This is a genomic window from Actinobacillus vicugnae (assembly GCF_901687125.1).
Lineage (GTDB): Bacteria > Pseudomonadota > Gammaproteobacteria > Enterobacterales > Pasteurellaceae > Actinobacillus > Actinobacillus vicugnae.
Map to the genome: position 1 here is coordinate 54,062 of NZ_CABFJY010000050.1, position 19,444 is coordinate 73,505.

Sequence of the window (19,444 nt, forward strand, 5' to 3'; positions counted from 1 at the left end):
TATATACTTTATAAATACTTAAAAATAAAAGGACTGAAAATAGTCCTTTTATTCTAGATGCCTAACCAACTACTTCATTTAATAAACTAAATAATTTTCTTTGCTGTTCATTAATATCCATAGAATTTAAGCAAGATTTATTAATACCACAATTATTTATTAAATCCTTCAATTGCTCATGTAAAGCATTTAATTTTTTTTCAATAACAAATTGCTTTTGTCTTTGGTTCCCTAACTCTAGCAATTTATTGGAACGTTCATTAAATAAACTCCATGCTTTGTTAGTGTAAGCCAAGTTAGTATATTGTTCTAAAATATCTAGATCAATACTATCATCATAAACATCAAGATTTTTAATTGCCTGCCAAACTCTTTCGCAATTATTTCCATCTCTGAATGGAAAAGTCTGCTCCATTCGGGATAAATAAGGTTCAGTTGCTTTACCATTATTTAAAAGCAATTGCTCAAGGTTATCTAATAAATCCATTTCTGTAGTTGCTACAGGGCCAAATCCATCAAGTTCATAAGAAAAATATCCTTTTTGAGCAATATGATTCCCTGAAAAAATCTTGTCTTGATCAAAATGATAATATAAAACCATTTTTCCTAAGAAGCCCATTTCAAAAGCAACTGAAGAATAGTCAGTAATCATTAATTGAGAATTTTGAAATAATTGCTGAATGCTGATTTTTGATTCACTTGCACTCCAAATATTAATATATTCTGGAATATTAAATTGTTGCAAATATGGTTCAATATTTTTATGAGGAGCAAATACAATTTTATAACCATATCTCTGGCTTAACTCAGCTAATCTCTCACTTTTTATTAAACTAGACCAATATTTGGCATAGTCAGTCTCCATAAATAGAGGATTTATTTCTCGAGTATTACTATTTTCTTTAGCTTCTCCAACAATGTAATGTCGCCAAGTTGGCATAATTAGGATTTGTTTATGCTCTGGAATCTTTGATTTCAATAAGAAGTCATGTCTAGGAAATCCTGTTAAAACAGTTTCTTTTTTACCTATTTGATACCCACTTCCTTCGCGGATAATAGATTCATACTCTGCTAATGTAGATGTAAGCATACACAGCATATTTCTTTTATAAAGTAATATATTTGACATGTCATCTTTAGTTACACCATGCTGTAAAAATACAAACTTCTTAGAATGGTCGTATTCATCTTGGAAATAATTTTGAATGTATGAATCAAAATGACTACTAATAATTTTAGATGCTTTTCTTAAATGTTTTTCAAAGTCATCAGAACCAAACTCTAATAAATTAAAGTTATCTCTAGATAATCTATCCCAGTCATGAGAATTTCTATTTAATGCAAAATAACATTTTTGTTCTGGATGTTTATCTTTTATATAACGATATAAATGCTCCGCATTATCATCGGCTTGAACATCTCGATCAATAAGAATCCAACTATCATCAGAAGCATATTTTTTACTTGGTTGATGAAATTTTTTCAGAATATCACCAATTGAGATTTGCTTATAATGTTTATTCCATATCGATAAATTTGCTAATTTATTATCAATATTAACTGAAAGTATCTCAGATTCATCTTTATAAGGAACCCAGCAACGCTTTTCTACAACAAATGGCATATATCCAACGGTATTCATTTTAGATTTTACAAACTGTGGAATCGTATCAGAGCCATTTAAGTTAAATTGGATTAAAATGTCTTGCGCAGTAAAATAGCAAACTAGAATTTGCTTTTTAGCAATATCAATATTTTCAATAAAAGCCGTATAAGAATCAGGTTTTTCTCCTTTTAATCCTAAAATACCTGTGCGATGCATTTCCCATATACCGATCATATTAAATGCTTTAATATGCTGACTATCAATAAATGAGAAGCATTCTTTCATTAAAGAAAAATATCGTTCTCTTTCTTCTTCGCTTAGCTTTGCTAAGTCCATTCTTCCTGGGTTATTGTATAATTCTTTAATGTGCCAAGATAAATCCATTAAAACAGTCCATTGAATATTTTTAGGAATAAACCCTAGCTTTGCTTTATGCTCATTTAATAGTGCTAAATATCCATATTTTAGAAGATCAAAAAATTTCTCTTTCTTCAACCATGCTGTATCAATTGTTGAATTACCGTCCCCACGTTTACGATAATAAAAAATAGCATTTTTGATATATGCAATTTTTCCTTTATATACATATAAGAGATAATCAGCTAAATATTTACCATCTTCAAAATGTGGTTTAATTTTAGAATCAAATTCAATACCTGAATTTTTTAAGTGTTGTGTTTTAAAAAAAGTAACTGTAACAAATAAATTAATATAGTTATCCATATCGGTAACAGAAATTTTTGTTACATTATCTTTAAATCGATACTTAAGAGGATGAGTATCAGAAGCCACCTTAGTTTTGTCATGATAATAGTATAAGTTTCCAACAACCATTTCCAAAGAATGGTCTTTAGACAATTCTTCATCAACTCGTTGGAAATAATTCGGCGAAACAAAATCATCGGAATCAATAAATGTCACCCATTCAGTTTGAACATGCTTCATGCCAAAATTTCTAGCCGATGAAATACCTCCATTTTCTTTATATAAATAAGTGATATTATTTGGATATTTTGCTTGCCATTTCTGGATGATTTGAGCAGACGAATCACTAGAACCATCATCTACTAAAATAAGATAAATATGTTTTTCAAAATTTAATGTTTGATTAACTAAACTTTCAAAATATTCATCTAAATATTTTTCAACATTATAAACAGCGGATACAACTGTATATTTAAATTTTCCCTCATACTTCAACGGTATATATTTTCTATATTTTAGATTTTGAGAGTGATAATATTCTTTTGTTAAAGATATAGAACGTTTAAATGCCCAAATAGGGTCATTAAGTGCTTTTTTCAGTTTTCCCTTAAAATTTTTCATGACTTTGACCAATATAATAATTTATTTTAAATAGGTTACCTCTATTCACTATATACTCTGCATTAAAGTAATGCCATATACCCATTTGAATTATACTAAAATTCTATTATTTTGACAAAATCTATTCAATCTACACTTCTTAGATTTCTCGCCTACCCCTTGCCCAACACGCAATCTTAGTACATAATGAAAGCTTAATTAGCGTTTGGTGTGAGAAGAAAAATGAACGATATTCAAGTCCCTCTTATCTTTACCGATGCAGCGGCGAAGAAAGTTAAGAGTTTAATTGAGGGCGAAGACAACCCGAATCTTCGCTTACGTGTATATATTACGGGGGGGGGTTGCAGTGGTTTCCAGTATGGTTTCACCTTTGATGATCAAATCAATGACGGTGATTTAACCATTGAAAATCAAAATGTGGGATTAGTGGTTGATCCAATGAGTCTGCAGTACTTAATTGGTGGGACTGTCGATTATACCGAAGGTTTAGATGGCTCCCGTTTTGTGGTCACTAACCCAAATGCGAGTTCGACCTGTGGTTGTGGCTCGTCATTTAGCATTTGAAAAATTTTTGATAAAAATGACCGCTTGATCGGGATTTTCTTTCCTAATCTAAACCCCTTAAAACTTAAAACAAGAGCTGAATCCGAAAACTATCAGATTCAGCTCTTTTTATTTTAACAAACTTACAATTACGCAATAAAAAATCACATTTACCATAATTTTTATCAGGATTGAAAATTGAAATAATCCGTTAATAGAAAGGCGTGCGTAACATTATTTAACGCATGAACGATAGATTTTGCATAGTTTTCTTGAGAAGTAAAAAGCTCATCGCCTGCCACATTCAGAAAATTGCTATAGTTTTTTGATTTATTTTTGAACATTTTAACGACCTAGCACAGTTAAACTATTTCAAACTATTCTAAACTATCTAACAACTATCAAAAAAATGCGGTCAATATTGACCGCATTTTTGTATTTTATAAAGCCTCAATCGCTTTATATTGCCCTTGTAATTTCTCTAAACCATTTTGGTACTCTTGCATTTTTTCACGCTCTTTAGCGATAACCGCTTCTGGGGCTTTTGCCACGAAAGCTTCGTTGCTGAGTTTGTTTTCGATACGGGTGATTTCGCCACGCATTTTCTCAACTTCTTTGGTTAATCGAGCAAGTTCAGCATCTTTATTGATAAAGCCTGCCATTGGAATCAGTACTTCCACGTTGCCGACTAATTTCGCCACCGAAAGGGGCGCTTCGTCGTTTGCTTCAAGCACTTTCACGCTGTCGAGTTTCGCCATTGCTTTTAACAAGCGGTCGTTTTCCGCTAAAATTTTGCAATTTTCCGCTGACACGTTGCGAATCAAGAAATCCAAACCTTTGCTTGGTGGAATATTGCTTTCCGCACGAATGTTACGCACCGCAATAATCAGTTCTTTAATCCAGCCGATTTGCACTTCAGCCACTTCATCTAACTCGCTTTCAACCACTTTCGGGAACGGTTGGAGCATAATAGTTTCCGCCTCAATGCCCGCAAAGCTTTTCACTTTTTGCCAAATTTCTTCAGTGATAAATGGCATAATTGGGTGTGCTAAACGCAATAATTTTTCTAACACACGCACAAGCGTTTGGCTTGTACCACGTTTTTGGGCCTCTGTGCCGTTTGCGAACACAGGTTTGGTTAGCTCTAAATACCAGTCACAGAATTCGTTCCAGGTGAAATCGTAGATCGCATTTGCTGCTAAGTCGAAACGGTATTGGCTGAGTGCGTCACGGAATTCACCCACAGTACGATTGAATTTCGATTCGATCCAACGATCCGCTAAGCTGTATTCCACATCGCCCGCAGAAAGATCTAACTTGTCGTTAGTGAGTACGAAACGGCTCGCATTCCACAATTTATTGCAGAAGTTACGGTAGCCTTCCAAGCGTTTCATATCCCAGTTGATGTCGCGACCGTTTGAGGCAAGAGCGGCAAGGGTGAAACGCAGTGCATCTGTACCATGTGCAGCAATACCATCAGCGAACTCTTTACGAGTTGCTTTGGCGATTTTCTCCGCCAGTTGCGGTTGCATCATATTGCCCGTGCGTTTTTCAAGCAGATCTTCAAGGGAGATACCGTCGATCATATCGATTGGATCAAGTACGTTCCCTTTCGATTTCGACATTTTTTGCCCTTGCTCATCACGGATCAAACCCGTAACGTACACAGTTTTGAACGGCACTTGCGGTTTGCCATTTTCATCTTTGATAAAGTGCATCGTGAACATAATCATACGAGCCACCCAGAAGAAAATGATGTCGAAACCAGTGATCAACACATCGGTTGGATGGAACATTTGGAGCATTTTATTTTCAGCGTCTTTCACTTTATCGCCTGTCCAACCTAAGGTTGAGAATGTCCATAAACCTGATGAGAACCAAGTGTCTAGCACATCTTCATCTTGGCGGAGGGCAAGATCCGCTGGTAAATTGTGTTTTTGACGCACTTCTTCTTCATTGCGAGCTACATACACATTGCCTGCTTCGTCATACCACGCAGGAATACGGTGTCCCCACCATAATTGGCGAGAAATACACCAATCTTGAATATCACGCATCCAAGAGAAATAGAGGTTTTCATACTGTTTTGGCACGAATTGGATTTCGCCATCTTCCACCGCTTTGGTTGCCACTTCCGCCAATGGTTTCACGGAAACATACCATTGGTCGGTGAGCATTGGCTCAATCGGCACGCCACCACGGTCGCCGTAAGGCACTTTCAGATCGTGCGGTTTGATCTCTTCTAATAAACCTAAGGCTTCAAAATCCGCTACGATTTTCTTACGAGCTGTAAAACGTTCTAAACCTTGATAATCTGCTGGGATTTTCGCTTCGTAAGTGGTAAGCGGTTTGCCGTCTGAACCGATAATTTCTGCTTCCGCACGAATATCGGCATTTAAGGTCATCACGTTTACCATTGGCAATGAATGGCGTTTACCCACTTCATAGTCGTTGAAATCGTGGGCAGGGGTAATTTTCACCACACCCGTACCAAATTCACGATCTACATAATCATCAGCGATAATTGGGATTTCACGGTTGGCAAGCGGTAGAATTACCGTTTTACCAATCAATGATTGATAGCGTTCATCTTCTGGGTGAACCGCCACTGCGGTATCGCCTAGCATTGTCTCAGGACGTGTGGTTGCGACAACTAAATAATCTTTGCCATCTGCGGTTTTCGCTCCGTTCGCTAACGGATAGCGGAAATGCCAAAGCGAGCCTTTGCTCTCTTTGTTTTCCACTTCTAAATCAGAAATAGCGGTGTGCAGTTTTGGATCCCAGTTTACAAGGCGTTTACCACGGTAAATCAAGCCTTCTTCGTGTAGGCGAACGAACACCTCTTTCACCGCATTCGATAAGCCTTCGTCCATGGTGAAACGCTCACGATCCCAGTCGATTGAGTTCCCTAAACGACGCATTTGCTGCCCAATTGTACCGCCTGAATAGGCTTTCCAGTCCCAGATTTTGTTGATAAAGGCTTCACGCCCATAATCGTGGCGAGTTTTGCCTTCTTCGGCGGCGATTTTACGCTCTACCACCATTTGGGTTGCGATACCCGCGTGGTCAGTCCCCGTTTGCCACAGGGTATTATTGCCTTCCATTCGGTTAAAACGGATAAGGGTATCCATTAAGGTTTGCTGGAATGCGTGCCCCATATGCAATGAACCCGTTACATTCGGTGGTGGAATTGCGATGCAGTAACTCGGAACATTAGGGTTTTCAGTCGGCTTAAAATAGCCTTGTTCTTCCCAGTGTTTATAAAGTGCTTGTTCTACTGCAGACGCGTCAAAACGGTCTGCCATTTGGAGGTTTTGGGTCATTGTTTTACTCTTTTATTAAAAATTTATTTATTACATTTAAACCATTTAAATTTTGCAAATTTTTGCGGAAATTTAACCGCTTATAGCCCACGCACGGCGAGCCGTACGCGGTTACGATCAGCCTTCGGCTAAATGAGCTACTCTGTAGCTCTTCTTTCTAACTTCCAGCCCCAAAGGGGCTGAATTATGCTTAACAGAGTCAAGGCTCTACCGTGCTAGGCAATCACTGGATTTAGAATTTCCAATGAATTTTTCAATTCTTCACACCACGTCAGCAATTTATCAACCCATTGGGTTAATTCGTTTTCACTCAGATGAAAAACCAAGTTTGGGGCTTCGGCTGAATTATCGTAGCGATTGCGGATTGTGGCTTCTTCAATAAAATGTCCGCCACTTGCTACCCTAGCTTTTACACGTTTAACGTTAATATCAGGATCATTTACACCAATATAATTTAAGCGGATAAAAAAGCCATTTTCTTTCGCTTTTTTCATCCGTTGCAAAACGGAATTGCCTGATAGAGTGGATTCCATTGAAAACGAAATTTGATGCTCTATTGCAAATTTAAATAATTCAATCGCTTTTCTGCCCGCTTGGCTATCTACCAAGCGTGGATTTTCGGGGTTAATTTGCATTGCGATATGATCAGAATCAATCACAATTTGCACGGTATCTTTATTAGATCCACGTAAGGTGGTTTTGCCTGCCCCATTGTTCCGCAATAGAAAATCGCTAGATTATTTTGCATTGGCATACTTAACCACCACTTCCGTTCCGTCTGGATAATGATCAACAATATCCCCATTCGGACGTTGGAATGTCAGCACTTCACGGGTTTTCTTATCGTCCATCCACGCTTTAAATTGAATGTGCAGTTGGCGTTGTTGTTCTGCGATTTGTTCAATTTTGGTCATTGGCTATCTCCAAAATTTCTAGCTAAAATCACAGCACTCGTCAAAGACGAGCGCTAACGTTTGATTTTTAAATTTTTGCGGAAATTTGACCGCTTGTAATCCACGCACGGCAAACCGTATGTGGTTACGATCAGCTTTAGGCTGAGTGAGCGATTCTGTGGTTCTTTGATCTCTCACTCCGTTTTCATTTCTGCCAAATCTCGCCTACCCCTCTTTGCTAAAGAGGGAGATAGTTTAGTCGAAAATATAAGATCGAAGTTCTTAAATAATAAAATACCAAATTTTGTGATGAATTTTAATTTTCTTCGATCTCATACCCTCTTTAGCAAAGAGGGGTAGGCGAGATTTGGCAGAAGTAAATTACGGAGAAAATACTTTATATTTTCCGATAGCGTTTAATTCGCAAAATTTTTGCGAAAATTTAACCGCTTGTCGCCCCAAACTAAAGTGCTTTATTTGGAGCGGTTTTATAGCATTCTTTTAGTCTGAATACGTGTTGGAATTCAGGATCTCTTGCTTTTTCGTAGAAGGCGTGAAATTTTTTGATTTCGTCTTCTAAATTTACCGTGCGAATAATTTCTTCTTGAATGTAATCGTGTTTATTTCGGTTGGCTTCTAAATAGCAAGTGATGGTTATTTTATCAAATTCAACCTGTGCGCTAAGTTGTAGATCTTTATATGGAATGCGTAGCGCATGAAAGCGATCTTGTACGTATAATCTTAGATGTTCACTTAATTGTTCGTTAAAAAAGTTGAAAAATTTGTAGTTATTTACGTATTCGTAATAATCAATATCAAAAATATTTTCACAACTAAAACGAAAATACATCATTTCTCTATCAATTTGGCGATATACATAATACGCCGCACTTAAGAGTAAAATGATTGGAACGAGGTAGTAAAGATTATCCATGATCTATGCTTCCATCCATAAATATTTAATGAGCCAATACCATATCCAAATGTGGTATGCCATCTTCTAAATAAATTTCTGAACAGGCTTGAAATCCTAACGATTGATAAAACGATATTAGGGAAGATTGGGCCTGAATTCCAATCGGTTTTGCAAAACGTTTAGCAATTTCGACCGCTTGTTGCATTAATTTTCGGGCTAAGCCATTACCTCTTGCGTCACAAGAAACAATTACTCTACCAATTTTGGTGTAATTTTCGCTAGGCATGATACGTGCATAAGCGGTTAATTTTTCTGCTTTTTTTGCAAATAGATGTATTGCGGTTAAGTCTAAATCATCCACTTCTTGATAGGGGCAATTTTGCTCAACAACAAAAACAGCCACTCGTAATTTATAAATTTCAAAAAGCTCAAAAACGGAAAGTTGCTCAAATGATTTTACTTGCCACATACTAGGCTTGCTCCGTTTCGAGTTGCCAACCGAGTTGGCGATATTGTTTGTAACGCTCACGAGCTTGGGCTTTTTCTGCTTCATCAATGGGGACAAAATCAATGATTTGGTTAAAACTGTTGATAAAATCAGGTAGTTCCGTTTGTAGGGAAATTAGCAAATCTCGGCGTTGAGCATTGCGTTTACCTTTCCATGAAATTTCGATTGGAGTTGCGTATTGGGTAACTTCGCCCGAAAGGTTGTGCGGTACGAATGAATCTGGCTCTCTTGCCCATAATGCATCGTCAATATTAAGGGCTTGTTGCTCAGTTTCACAGGCGATTAAGACACGTTTACCCAGTTTCCAAGCCTGTGCACTTAATTCACAAGCCATCGCTTCAGCGGCACTTAATTCCGCAGAAGAAGTTTTACTGAGTAAATAAAATTTAACTTGTTTCACTAAATCGCTCCGCCCAAACTCATCTAAAATACAAAACGAGTAATTCTAGCTGAAAATGAGGAAGATTTGAAATGTAAGCGGTGCTTTTTTATGACTTTTTAAGAAAAATGTAGCTTATAAAAAAATAGTTCCCCTAACCCACCCTATATTTATCACAATCAATACTTGGTTGTACAATGTACGCAATATAAATACACGATGACTTGTACGGGGCTACCCTGTTCAATTAAATGAAACTGCCCATCGTTTCGCCATTGTATTTTGCTCTTTGACCTGAAGCGAGGTTAGTATTCGCTTTGTGTTAAATATCTCACTAATACTTTTTATAGCTCATTTAACCAATTCGCTTGCTGAATTTGCATATCCAGTAATCGGTGTTGTTGTGCAATATTGTCCGCTTGTTTACGGATTTGTTTAACTTCTAATGCTGCCATCATTTTAATTTCGCTACGACTATAACGGTCATGTGTTGGTGTTGCAGCATTCGCTAATGAGATCAACATGGAATGTTGCGCTTTGAGGCTTTCGCGTTTTGCTAAAGCAACGAGCATTGGCATTCCATCTGCTAATATAATGCGGTTATTCGCGCCATTAATAGCAATAACCAATTGTTCTAATGTTGCTGATGTTTGAAAATAATCTATAAGAAGTTCGTTAGGATCTTCTGCGGGTACCTCGCCTTCTTGGTATTGCGCATTTTGTGTTAAACGTTGTGTTAATTGTGCTATACGACGTTGAAGATCCGCACGTTCAATTAAAGCTTCAGCTAATTTCATACTTTTTTCCTGATTGAACTAATATTCGTTTTATTACTCTAACGCAACAATTCGGCTATTTCAATCATCAGATTATGATGTAGAATATAGCTTCCCTTAAACCTAACTTTAGAGGACTTTACCATGGGGTTATTTGATTTTGCAGCAAATATCGGCAAAAAACTTTTCAATAAAGAAGAAGAGGCATCACAAGCGGTAACAGAACATTTAAACGAGGACAATCCAGGCGTTGAAAATGTACAAGTAACCGTAGAAAACGGTGTAGCAAATTTAAGTGGTGTAGCAGCAACAGCAGCTGCAGTTGAGAAAGCCGTGTTAATGGCAGGCAACATTGAAGGTATTTCAGAAGTGAAAATCGATGGTGTTCAAATTGCTAACGGCGAAGCGCTAGCAGGCGATGATGAGTTTTATGTGATCCAAAAAGGTGATACTTTATGGGCCATCGCAACCAAAGCCTACGGCAACGGAGCAAAATATAAAGCAATCGTGGATGCGAATAAAGAAGTGATCAAAGATGAGAACAAAATCTTCCCTGGTCAAAAAATTCGTATTCCAAAAGGCTTATAATTTTTTCTAATTTGCAAAAAATCAGCAAAATTTGACCGCTTGTATGGCAAAGATTGCTGATTTTTTTATTATTCTCGGATCAAATTTTGATTATCCCTCGACAGTCCATTGACATAACGTTACAATGTGCGTCTATTTCTGTATCTTTTATATACCCACAACTTGAGGTTTAAGAATGTCAATTTCTATTGAAACTTTAGAAGGCTTACAACGCCGCGTAACAATTACTGTAGCTGCAGACAAAATTGAAGCGGCTTATAAAGAACAATTAAAAGGCTATGCGAAAAATGCTCGTGTAGATGGCTTCCGTAAAGGTAAAGTGCCACACGCAATTATCGAACAACGTTTCGGTTTAGCGGCTCGCCAAGATGTATTATCTGATGAAATGCAACGTGCTTTCTTTGATGCGGTAATCGCAGAGAAAATCAACCTTGCAGGTCGTCCAACATTCACGCCAAACAACTATCAACCAGGTCAAGAATTTAGCTTCACAGCAACATTCGAAGTATTCCCAGAAGTTGAATTAAAAGGCTTAGAAAACATTGAAGTTGAAAAACCAGTAGTAGAAATTACAGAAGCTGATTTAGACAAAATGATCGATGTATTACGCAAACAACAAGCAACTTGGGCTGAATCTCAAGATGCGGCAAAAGCAGAAGATCGTGTTGTGATTGATTTCGTTGGTTCTGTTGATGGTGAAGAATTTGAAGGTGGTAAAGCTACAGACTTCACTTTAGCAATGGGTCAAGGTCGTATGATCCCTGGTTTTGAAGAAGGTATCGTGGGTCACAAAGCGGGCGAACAATTCGATATCGATGTTACTTTCCCAGCAGAATACCACGCTGAAAACTTAAAAGGTAAAGCAGCTAAATTCGCTATTACACTTAAGAAAGTAGAAAACATCGTTCTTCCTGAATTAACAGAAGAGTTTGTAAAAAAATTCGGTTCAGCAAAAACAGTTGAAGAGTTACGTGCAGAAATTAAGAAAAATATGCAACGTGAACTTAAAAACGCAGTAACTGCACGTGTGAAAAACCAAGTAATTAACGGTTTAATCGCACAAAACGAAATCGAAGTACCAGCAGCAGCAGTTGCAGAAGAAGTAGATGTATTACGTCGTCAAGCCGTACAGCGTTTCGGTGGTAAACCAGAAATGGCTGCACAATTACCAGCTGAATTATTTGAAGCGGATGCAAAACGTCGTGTTCAAGTAGGTTTATTACTTTCAACAGTAATCGGTACTAACGAATTAAAAGTGGATGAACAACGTGTTGAAGAAACGATTGCAGAAATCGCTTCAGCTTACGAACAACCAGCAGAAGTTGTTGCTCACTATGCGAAAAACCGTCAATTAACTGAAAATATCCGTAATGTGGTATTAGAAGAACAAGCGGTTGAAGCAGTACTTGCAAAAGCGAAAGTAACTGAAAAAGCAACCTCTTTTGATGAAGTAATGGCTCAACAAGCGCAAGGCTAATTCTCAATTCTAAAGCTCTCCTGCCTGGAGAGCTTTTAATTAGCATATGATAAGCGGTTGATTTTTGGGAAAAATTTGCAAAATTTTATCTAAAAATGACCGCTTTTATTTTAACCAAAAGAGAATGACGTCATGGATTTAACCTTTACTCAACAACTCCAACAATTTATAAGCTCTCATCCAATTCTTGTCTTTGCATGGATTGCTGTCTTTGTTGCTGTACTGTTCAACTTTTATAAGAGTGCAACCAGCAAATTCAAAACCATTGAACACGCACAAGCAACACAACTTGTGAACAAAGAAGAAGGGGTATTCCTCGATTTACGTTCAGAAGATGAATTCCGTGCGGGTCATATCGTAGATAGCCACCATATTCTGCCAAGCGAAATCAAGGCAAATAATGTTCACCCAATCGAAAAATATAAAGATCGCCCAGTGATCTTAGTAGATAGTAATGGTTTCTCTGCAGGTTCTAGTGCGGATTTACTTGCGAAACAAGGCTTTAATAAAGTATATGTGCTAAAAGAAGGCATTTTAGGCTGGCGTTCGGCAAATCTTCCAACTGTTAAAAAACACAAATAATTAAGGAAATATTATGGCTGAAGAAAATCAAGTTGCGGCTCAAGAAGAACAGCAAACTCCATTTGAACTTCAAATTCAACGTATTTATATCAAAGACGTTTCGTTTGAAGCACCAAATTTACCAACAATTTTCCACCAAGAGTGGAAACCTCAATTAGGCTTCGAGCTTGATACAGAAACAAGACAATTAGATGAAGATCTTTATGAAGTTGTGTTACATATTAATGTTTCAACAACCTTAGAAGACAGTGGCGACACAGCATTTATTTGTGAAGTAAAACAAGCGGGTGTATTTACGATCAAAGGTTTAGAAGGCATTCAATTAGCACACTGCTTAGCATCACAATGCCCGAATGTGCTTTATCCGTATGCACGTGAGTTAATCGCAAGCTTAGTAAACCGTGGTACATTCCCAGCATTAAATTTATCGCCAGTAAACTTTGATGCTCTGTTTATGGACTACTTACAACGCCAAGAAGCAGAACAAAACGCGGCTGCGCCAGCGGTAAACTAATCCCTCTTTGCTAAAAGGTATGCAATATTGCATACCTTTTTCTTTGCCTCACAAATGATAATGATGCAAAACTTTGCATAGGTTTAAATTGCCTGAATTGACGGATTCACACCAAATGCTATATTGAGCCTTTCTGTTTTATCAGCCTATTTCGTATAATAAGGATAATTTAATGAGTGAAATTTATTCAGCACCAGTAGCCGTTTTAGGTGCGGGATCTTATGGTACGGCACTTGCGATTGCACTCGCTCGCAATGGTCATAAAACCTATTTATGGGGACATCAACCTGCAACTATGGCAGTTTTAGCTACTGAACGCATGAATAATGCTTTTCTACCCAATATCTCTTTTCCAGAAGCGCTAGAAATTGAAAGTGATTTAGCTCAAGCGCTTGCCAAAGTAAAAGATATTCTGATTGTTGTGCCAAGCCATGTATTCGCTGACGTTTTAACCCAAATTCGACCGCTACTAAATAGCCAACATCGTATTATGTGGGCAACAAAAGGCTTAGAACGCAATACAGGGCGTTTATTACAAACCGTTGCGCAAGAAATTTTAGGCGATCAATACCCACTTGCGGTGCTTTCTGGCCCAACATTTGCCAAAGAATTAGCGCAAGGCTTACCTACCGCCATTGCCTTAGCCTCAAATAACGCACAATTTGCCGATGAAATGCAACAGCGCATCCATTGTTCTAAAGCATTTCGGGTCTATTTAAATAACGATATGATTGGCGTGCAACTCGGTGGCGCAATTAAAAATGTGATTGCGATTGGTGCAGGAATTTCAGATGGTATGGGCTTTGGTGCAAATGCAAGAACAGCGTTAATCACCCGTGGATTAGCTGAAATTGGACGTTTAGGCGCATCGCTCGGCGCTAATCCGAATACCTTTATGGGAATGGCTGGTTTAGGTGATTTAGTGCTAACTTGTACCGATAATCAATCACGTAACCGCCGTTTTGGCTTAATGCTCGGGCAAGGTAAAACAGCCGAAGAGGCAATGGCTGAAATCGGGCAGGTGGTTGAAGGATTTTATAATACGAAAGAAGCTTATCTACTAGCACAAAATCAAGGTGTAGAAATGCCGATTGTTGAACAGATTTACCAAATGCTATTTTGCGGCAAAAATGCACATGATGTTGTGGCAACCCTATTAGGACGTGAACGCAAAGGCGAATAAAGAGGTTTTAAAAATGAATGCAAGCGAACTTAATCACATTTGGCAAAGTATTCGAGAAGAAGCACAGGAATTGGTCGAAAATGAGCCAATGCTAGCAAGTTTCTTCCATGCGACGATTCTCAAACATAGTAATTTGGGTGGTTCGTTAAGCTATATTTTAGCGAATAAACTCGCAAACCCAATTATGCCAGCAATTGCTTTAAAAGAAATTATTGAAGAAGCCTATCAAGCTGATCCACAAATTATTGCCAGTGCCGCTTGTGATATTGATGCAGTTCGCACCCGAGATCCTGCAGTAGATAAATGGACTACGCCATTATTGTATTTAAAAGGCTACCATGCGATCCAAAGCTATCGAGTAACTCATTACCTTTGGCAACAAGGGCGTAAAGCACTCGCAATTTACCTACAAAATGAAATTTCGGTTGCTTTTGATGTGGATATTCACCCCGCTGCAAAATTGGGGTGTGGTATTATGTTCGACCATGCAACAGGTATTGTGGTGGGCGAAACGGCAGTGATTGAAAATGATGTATCTATTCTACAAGGAGTTACTTTAGGCGGAACGGGGAAAGAACATGGCGATCGTCATCCTAAGATTCGTGAAGGCGTTATGATTGGTGCAGGCGCAAAAATTTTAGGTAATATCGAAATCGGCCGCTACTCAAAAATTGGCGCAAACTCTGTTGTATTACAAGCTGTGCCAGATCACGCCACCGCTGCGGGCGTTCCAGCTCGGGTTGTGGGGCAATCGTCAGCACAAAAACCAGCATTCGATATGAACCAATATTTTGAAGATATTGAAGGCACTTACGGAGACGGTATTTAATTCCCCTTCGCAAGCGGTTAAATTTGCCTAAGATTTTACAAATCAAACCCGTATGCATAAATAAATTTGAGCGCTTTGCTCCACTGAAAGCCATAAAAACAAAGCCCGCACAATTGCGGGCTTTGTTGCTTTGGTTTGGAGACACCTTAACAAGAATTATTTAGCTTCAACGGCTTCTTTTACTTCAGTTGCTTTTTCTTTTACTGCTTCAGCTGCTGCTTCAACTTTAGTTGCTGCTGCATCTTTAACTTCTGCTGCTTTATCTGCTACTGCTTGCGCTGCTTCTTGAGTTGCTGCTTTTGCTTCTTCAACTTTAGTTGCTGCCGCATCTTTAACTTCTTCAACTTTAGTTGCTGCTGCATCTTCTACTTCAGACGCTTTGTCTGCTACTGCTTGTGCTGCTTCTTGAGTTGCTGCTTTTGCTTCTTCAACTTTTGCCGCTGCTGCATCTTTTGCTTCAGTGGCTTTATCTGCTACAGCTTGCGCTGCTTCTTGAGTCGCTGCTTTTGCTTCTTCAACTTTTGCCGCTGCTGCATCTTTTGCTTCAGTGGCTTTATCTGCTACAGCTTGCGCTGCTTCTTGAGTTGCTACTTTTGCTTCTTCAACTTTTGCCGCTGCTGCATCTTTCGCTTGATTTGCTTGATCACAAGCAGCTAAAGTTAATGTTGTACCTAATACTAATGCTAATAAAGATTTTTTCATTTGCTTTTCCTTATGTAAAAAGAGAGTTTGCGACTTTTTATCAAGCGCATTCGGGGTTTTTAGACTGAGCTTATTCTCAGAAGTTGCAACTATAACAGCTTTATTGAACAAAAAAAAGCCAATTAGTAATACTAATTGGCTTTAAATGCTATAAATTATAGCTTATTCAAACTAAGTTCTCGCAACACGAGGTGCAGAATGTACATGGCTTACTGCACTTGAATGTCCACCAAAACCTTTACCATGGAAGTAATATTTTGATTGTGTCCACTCTGTTACATTTGCCGCCACAGACATTTCTGCGGGCGCTGATGCCACGGTCATCGCTGCTTTAGTATGCTGTACTCGAGAGAATGTTCCTAAGTGACCAGAGAAACTATAACTACTTACATAAGTAGATACTGGTGCCACAATTTCTGTTGTTACCTGTTCAATTGCTGGTGCTGAAGTTGCTTGTGCTTGATGTTTCTGCACACGCTCATTTTTCTCTTTCACTAAATCACGATCAGAAGGTTGCGCAACAAAACCACCTAATGGTGCAACGTGTTTCGCCATCGCTTTTTCAACTAATTGTGGATCTTCTTTTGCTTCATCAACAGTAACATAATGCGCACGCCCTTTGTTTTCTTTCACCAAATCACGATCAGAATGCTGAGTAACAAAAGCGCCAAACGGTGCACTAGAATTTACACTCTTCTCTGCCGTTTGAGCTTGCGTTTTCACTTCTGGCTCTTGCTGCTGTTCTAGCATTTCATCTACCGATAAGAAGCGTGGTTTGTCTTCCGCTACTTTCTGGGTTTGTTTTTGAGCGGTTGACTGATTGCTAAATTTCACCCAAATCTTACCGCTTGCCATTTCTGGCGAAGCTACCGCTGCTGCTAAAGGCATTGCTGCAGTTGCAGATTGTTCACGACGATTATCACGACGACGCTGATTACCTACACGTAAGTGGCGTGGTAAACGGCGTTGACGATTATTTTCACACTGTTCGGTACGCTTTTCTGCAACCACAACTTCTGTATTAGTTTCTGTTACAACATTTACTGCTTTATCTGCTAGTTTAGCGACTACTGGTGCAACTTCAACATTTGCTAACTGCTGTGCTTTTGGCTCGACCAATTGTGGCTTATCTGCCACTGCTTTCGTCGTTGTAGCTGCTGCGACTACTGGTTGATTGCTCTCGTTATTTGTACTTTCGTTTGTTTCAACACGTACTTTTTTACGCAAATCACGGCGCTGACGACGTTCTGCAATTTGATTTTCACGTGCTGGACGTTGCGTTTGTGTTTGCTCCATTTGAACTTCTTGTGCGCCAGCAATTTCTTCAATCACTTGGCGACGCGCTTTTTTCGACTCTGTACGCTCTTGGTTGCGTTCTTGACGTTGCGCTTTTTGCTCGTCTTGTTGCTGCTGTTTACGTTCTTGGCGCTCTGCACGGTTTGGACGCTCACGACGATTGCGGCGCTCACGTTGATTGCGTGCTTTTGGTTTAGGTTTTTCTTCCTCTTTTTCTTCCGCAGCAAACCAGCTTTTCACTGTTGCAATTAAACGGCTAAATAGAGAAGGTTTAGCTGGAGCGGCTGGTGTTGGCGCAGGTTGTAGATTTAATTCCGAGCTTTGTAGAACAGATTCTACGGTAATCACTGGCTCATTACGTGTTACTAGAGCTTCTTCCGAAACGGTATGTGTATTCGGTTGGGCTTCTTCTTCACGCGCGTGATAATGTTTCGCTAAGTCGTAGCTAAGGGTTGGTAACACTTCATTTTCACGTAAACGATATACACTGAAATGTGGTGTTTCCATACTTTCTGTCGGTACTACCACCACTTGCACGTTATGGCGTTTTTCAATGCTTGAAATCGCTTTACGTTTTTCATTAAGTAAGTAAGAGGCAATTTGTACAGGTACAATCGTATGCACTTGTGCAGTATTTTCTTTAATTGCTTCCTCTTCTAATAAACGTAAAATCGACAACGCTATAGATTCGTTATCACGCACTTTACCCGTACCCTGACAACGTGGACAAACATGGCTTGATGCTTCGCTTAATGATGGACTTAAACGCTGACGACTCATTTCTAATAAGCCAAAGCGAGAAATACGCCCGAATTGAATACGTGCACGGTCTTGGCGTGTTGCCTCACGGATACGGTTTTCCACTTCACGTTGATGACGAACTGGCGTCATATCAATAAAGTCGATCACAATTAAACCGCCTAAGTCACGTAAACGTAATTGGCGCGCAATTTCGTCTGCTGCTTCCAGGTTGGTATTCAGTGCAGTTTCTTCAATATCGCCACCACGAGTTGAGCGTGATGAGTTAATATCAATTGCAGTCAATGCTTCTGTCACATCAATTACAATTGAACCGCCAGATGGTAAACGCACCTCACGTTGGAATGCCGATTCAATTTGTGATTCGATTTGATAGTGACTAAACAGGGGCACTTCGCCTTCATATAAGCGCACTCGATTAATGAAATCTGGGCGCACTAAACGAATATGGTTTTTCGCTTTCTCGAAGATTTTTTTGTTATCAATTAAGATTTCACCAATATCACGGCGAAGGTAGTCACGAATTGCTCGTACAATTACATCACTTTCTTGATGAATAAGGAATGGTGCAGGACGAGATTCCGCCGCTTTTTTAATTACTTCCCAATGATGTAATAATACTTTTAAGTCCCACTGGAGTTCTTCTGGTGATTTGCCCACGCCCGCAGTACGAACGATTAACCCCACATCTTCAGGCACATCTAAGCAATCTAATGCTTCTTTTAATTCTAAACGTTCATCACCTTCAATACGGCGAGAAATACCGCCCGCACGAGGATTGTTTGGCATTAAAACTAAATAGCTACCCGCTAGTGAAATAAAAGTCGTTAGTGCAGCACCTTTATTGCCACGCTCTTCTTTATTCACTTGAACAATAACTTCTTGCCCTTCTTTGATAATATCTTTGATATTTGGGCGACCGTTGAATACATAATCCGCTGGAAAGTATTCACGAGAGATCTCTTTTAAAGGAAGGAAGCCATGGCGTTCTGCACCATAATCAACGAATGCAGCTTCAAGGCTTGGTTCAACACGGGTGATTTTCCCTTTGTAGATATTCGATTTTTTTTGTTCGTGTCCTGGACTTTCGATATCTAAATCGAATAGACGTTGCCCATCAACGAGCGCAACGCGCAACTCTTCTTTCTGAGTCGCATTGATTAACATTCTTTTCATTGTGTTTTCTCATTTTTCATTTTTGTTTTTAATTGCCATTCAATTAAACAGACTTTTTAAGCATTAAT

Annotated in this window: 16 protein-coding genes and 1 pseudogene; 7 read left to right on the plus strand and 10 right to left on the minus strand. The window is 38.8% G+C overall.

All coding sequences use genetic code 11. From position 1 onward, the window contains the following. Positions 1 to 61: 61 nt before the first annotated feature. Complete coding sequence (locus F8M47_RS11860) at positions 62 to 2,932, minus strand: CDP-glycerol glycerophosphotransferase family protein (protein ID WP_150540287.1); 2,871 nt, start codon at positions 2,930 to 2,932, stop codon at positions 62 to 64. A gap of 222 nt (positions 2,933 to 3,154) precedes the next feature. Between F8M47_RS11860 and erpA the strand changes: the two genes are divergently transcribed. After that, positions 3,155 to 3,496: an iron-sulfur cluster insertion protein ErpA gene (erpA, locus tag F8M47_RS11865; protein WP_150540288.1), complete on the plus strand. Its 342-nt coding sequence runs from the start codon at positions 3,155 to 3,157 to the stop codon at positions 3,494 to 3,496. Between the two features lie 419 nt (positions 3,497 to 3,915). On the opposite strand, the gene F8M47_RS11870 is transcribed toward erpA, so the two are convergent. From F8M47_RS11870 to F8M47_RS11895, 7 genes and pseudogenes are all read right to left on the minus strand, one after another. Beyond that, the gene (locus tag F8M47_RS11870) at positions 3,916 to 6,798 is read right to left on the minus strand and encodes a valine--tRNA ligase (protein WP_150540289.1); all 2,883 of its coding nucleotides are present in this window, start codon (positions 6,796 to 6,798) and stop codon (positions 3,916 to 3,918) included. Positions 6,799 to 7,013: 215 nt separating this feature from the next. Beyond that, positions 7,014 to 7,546, minus strand: a pseudogene (locus F8M47_RS11875) (ATPase). Then, positions 7,536 to 7,712, minus strand: a complete 177-nt coding sequence (locus F8M47_RS12115; protein ID WP_167509624.1) for a hypothetical protein — start codon at positions 7,710 to 7,712, stop codon at positions 7,536 to 7,538. Before F8M47_RS12115 ends, F8M47_RS11875 begins: the two are co-directional and overlap by 11 nt. Before the next feature lie 442 nt (positions 7,713 to 8,154). Next, positions 8,155 to 8,625 (minus strand): hypothetical protein, encoded by a 471-nt coding sequence (locus F8M47_RS11880; RefSeq protein WP_244298130.1) that lies wholly within the window; start codon positions 8,623 to 8,625, stop codon positions 8,155 to 8,157. Between the two features lie 25 nt (positions 8,626 to 8,650). Then, a complete protein-coding gene (locus F8M47_RS11885) occupies positions 8,651 to 9,076 on the minus strand; it encodes a GNAT family N-acetyltransferase (protein ID WP_150540291.1) in 426 nt (141 codons plus the stop codon). A gap of 1 nt (position 9,077) precedes the next feature. Continuing rightward, positions 9,078 to 9,515 carry a DNA polymerase III subunit chi gene (locus F8M47_RS11890; RefSeq protein ID WP_150540292.1) on the minus strand — a complete coding sequence of 146 codons (438 nt, stop codon included), beginning with the start codon at positions 9,513 to 9,515 and terminating at the stop codon, positions 9,078 to 9,080. 323 nt (positions 9,516 to 9,838) lie between these two features. After that, positions 9,839 to 10,291: a DIP1984 family protein gene (locus F8M47_RS11895; RefSeq protein WP_150540293.1), complete on the minus strand. Its 453-nt coding sequence runs from the start codon at positions 10,289 to 10,291 to the stop codon at positions 9,839 to 9,841. A gap of 123 nt (positions 10,292 to 10,414) precedes the next feature. Between F8M47_RS11895 and lysM the strand changes: the two genes are divergently transcribed. The 6 genes from lysM (at position 10,415) to cysE (ending at position 15,443) form a co-directional block, all read left to right on the plus strand. After that, positions 10,415 to 10,858 carry a peptidoglycan-binding protein LysM gene (lysM, locus tag F8M47_RS11900; protein ID WP_150540294.1) on the plus strand — a complete coding sequence of 148 codons (444 nt, stop codon included), beginning with the start codon at positions 10,415 to 10,417 and terminating at the stop codon, positions 10,856 to 10,858. A gap of 175 nt (positions 10,859 to 11,033) precedes the next feature. Beyond that, positions 11,034 to 12,335, plus strand: a complete 1,302-nt coding sequence (gene tig, locus F8M47_RS11905) for a trigger factor (RefSeq protein WP_150540295.1) — start codon at positions 11,034 to 11,036, stop codon at positions 12,333 to 12,335. 132 nt (positions 12,336 to 12,467) lie between these two features. Further along, on the plus strand, positions 12,468 to 12,917 hold the full coding sequence (locus F8M47_RS11910; RefSeq protein WP_150540296.1) for a rhodanese-like domain-containing protein: 450 nt from the start codon (positions 12,468 to 12,470) through the stop codon (positions 12,915 to 12,917). Between the two features lie 13 nt (positions 12,918 to 12,930). After that, the gene (secB, locus tag F8M47_RS11915; RefSeq protein WP_150540297.1) at positions 12,931 to 13,431 is read left to right on the plus strand and encodes a protein-export chaperone SecB; all 501 of its coding nucleotides are present in this window, start codon (positions 12,931 to 12,933) and stop codon (positions 13,429 to 13,431) included. 172 nt (positions 13,432 to 13,603) lie between these two features. Next, positions 13,604 to 14,614: an NAD(P)H-dependent glycerol-3-phosphate dehydrogenase gene (gpsA, locus tag F8M47_RS11920; protein ID WP_150540298.1), complete on the plus strand. Its 1,011-nt coding sequence runs from the start codon at positions 13,604 to 13,606 to the stop codon at positions 14,612 to 14,614. Positions 14,615 to 14,627: 13 nt separating this feature from the next. Further along, entirely contained in the window at positions 14,628 to 15,443 is an 816-nt protein-coding gene (gene cysE / locus F8M47_RS11925) for a serine O-acetyltransferase (RefSeq protein ID WP_150540299.1), read from the plus strand. 156 nt (positions 15,444 to 15,599) lie between these two features. Here cysE and F8M47_RS11930 read toward each other — a convergent pair whose 3' ends face one another. Both F8M47_RS11930 and rne read right to left on the minus strand, forming a co-directional pair. Further along, on the minus strand, positions 15,600 to 16,145 hold the full coding sequence (locus tag F8M47_RS11930) for a histone H1 family protein (RefSeq protein ID WP_150540300.1): 546 nt from the start codon (positions 16,143 to 16,145) through the stop codon (positions 15,600 to 15,602). Positions 16,146 to 16,316: 171 nt separating this feature from the next. Further along, the gene (rne, locus tag F8M47_RS11935) at positions 16,317 to 19,376 is read right to left on the minus strand and encodes a ribonuclease E (RefSeq protein WP_208790054.1); all 3,060 of its coding nucleotides are present in this window, start codon (positions 19,374 to 19,376) and stop codon (positions 16,317 to 16,319) included. Between the last annotated feature and the right edge of the window lie 68 nt (positions 19,377 to 19,444).

Bases quoted from the DNA above. Each gene is read 5' to 3' on its own strand.
- rne (WP_208790054.1), bottom strand. From the start codon at position 19,376: ATGAAAAGAATGTTAATCAATGCGACTCAGAAAGAAGAGTTGCGCGTT.
- F8M47_RS11895 (WP_150540293.1), bottom strand. From the start codon at position 10,291: ATGAAATTAGCTGAAGCTTTAATTGAACGTGCGGATCTTCAACGTCGT.
- lysM (WP_150540294.1), top strand. From the start codon at position 10,415: ATGGGGTTATTTGATTTTGCAGCAAATATCGGCAAAAAACTTTTCAAT.
- F8M47_RS11885 (WP_150540291.1), bottom strand. From the start codon at position 9,076: ATGTGGCAAGTAAAATCATTTGAGCAACTTTCCGTTTTTGAGCTTTTT.
- F8M47_RS11910 (WP_150540296.1), top strand. From the start codon at position 12,468: ATGGATTTAACCTTTACTCAACAACTCCAACAATTTATAAGCTCTCAT.
- F8M47_RS11870 (WP_150540289.1), bottom strand. From the start codon at position 6,798: ATGACCCAAAACCTCCAAATGGCAGACCGTTTTGACGCGTCTGCAGTA.
- F8M47_RS12115 (WP_167509624.1), bottom strand. From the start codon at position 7,712: ATGACCAAAATTGAACAAATCGCAGAACAACAACGCCAACTGCACATT.
- secB (WP_150540297.1), top strand. From the start codon at position 12,931: ATGGCTGAAGAAAATCAAGTTGCGGCTCAAGAAGAACAGCAAACTCCA.
- erpA (WP_150540288.1), top strand. From the start codon at position 3,155: ATGAACGATATTCAAGTCCCTCTTATCTTTACCGATGCAGCGGCGAAG.
- tig (WP_150540295.1), top strand. From the start codon at position 11,034: ATGTCAATTTCTATTGAAACTTTAGAAGGCTTACAACGCCGCGTAACA.
- cysE (WP_150540299.1), top strand. From the start codon at position 14,628: ATGAATGCAAGCGAACTTAATCACATTTGGCAAAGTATTCGAGAAGAA.
- F8M47_RS11880 (WP_244298130.1), bottom strand. From the start codon at position 8,625: ATGGATAATCTTTACTACCTCGTTCCAATCATTTTACTCTTAAGTGCG.
- F8M47_RS11860 (WP_150540287.1), bottom strand. From the start codon at position 2,932: ATGAAAAATTTTAAGGGAAAACTGAAAAAAGCACTTAATGACCCTATT.
- F8M47_RS11930 (WP_150540300.1), bottom strand. From the start codon at position 16,145: ATGAAAAAATCTTTATTAGCATTAGTATTAGGTACAACATTAACTTTA.
- gpsA (WP_150540298.1), top strand. From the start codon at position 13,604: ATGAGTGAAATTTATTCAGCACCAGTAGCCGTTTTAGGTGCGGGATCT.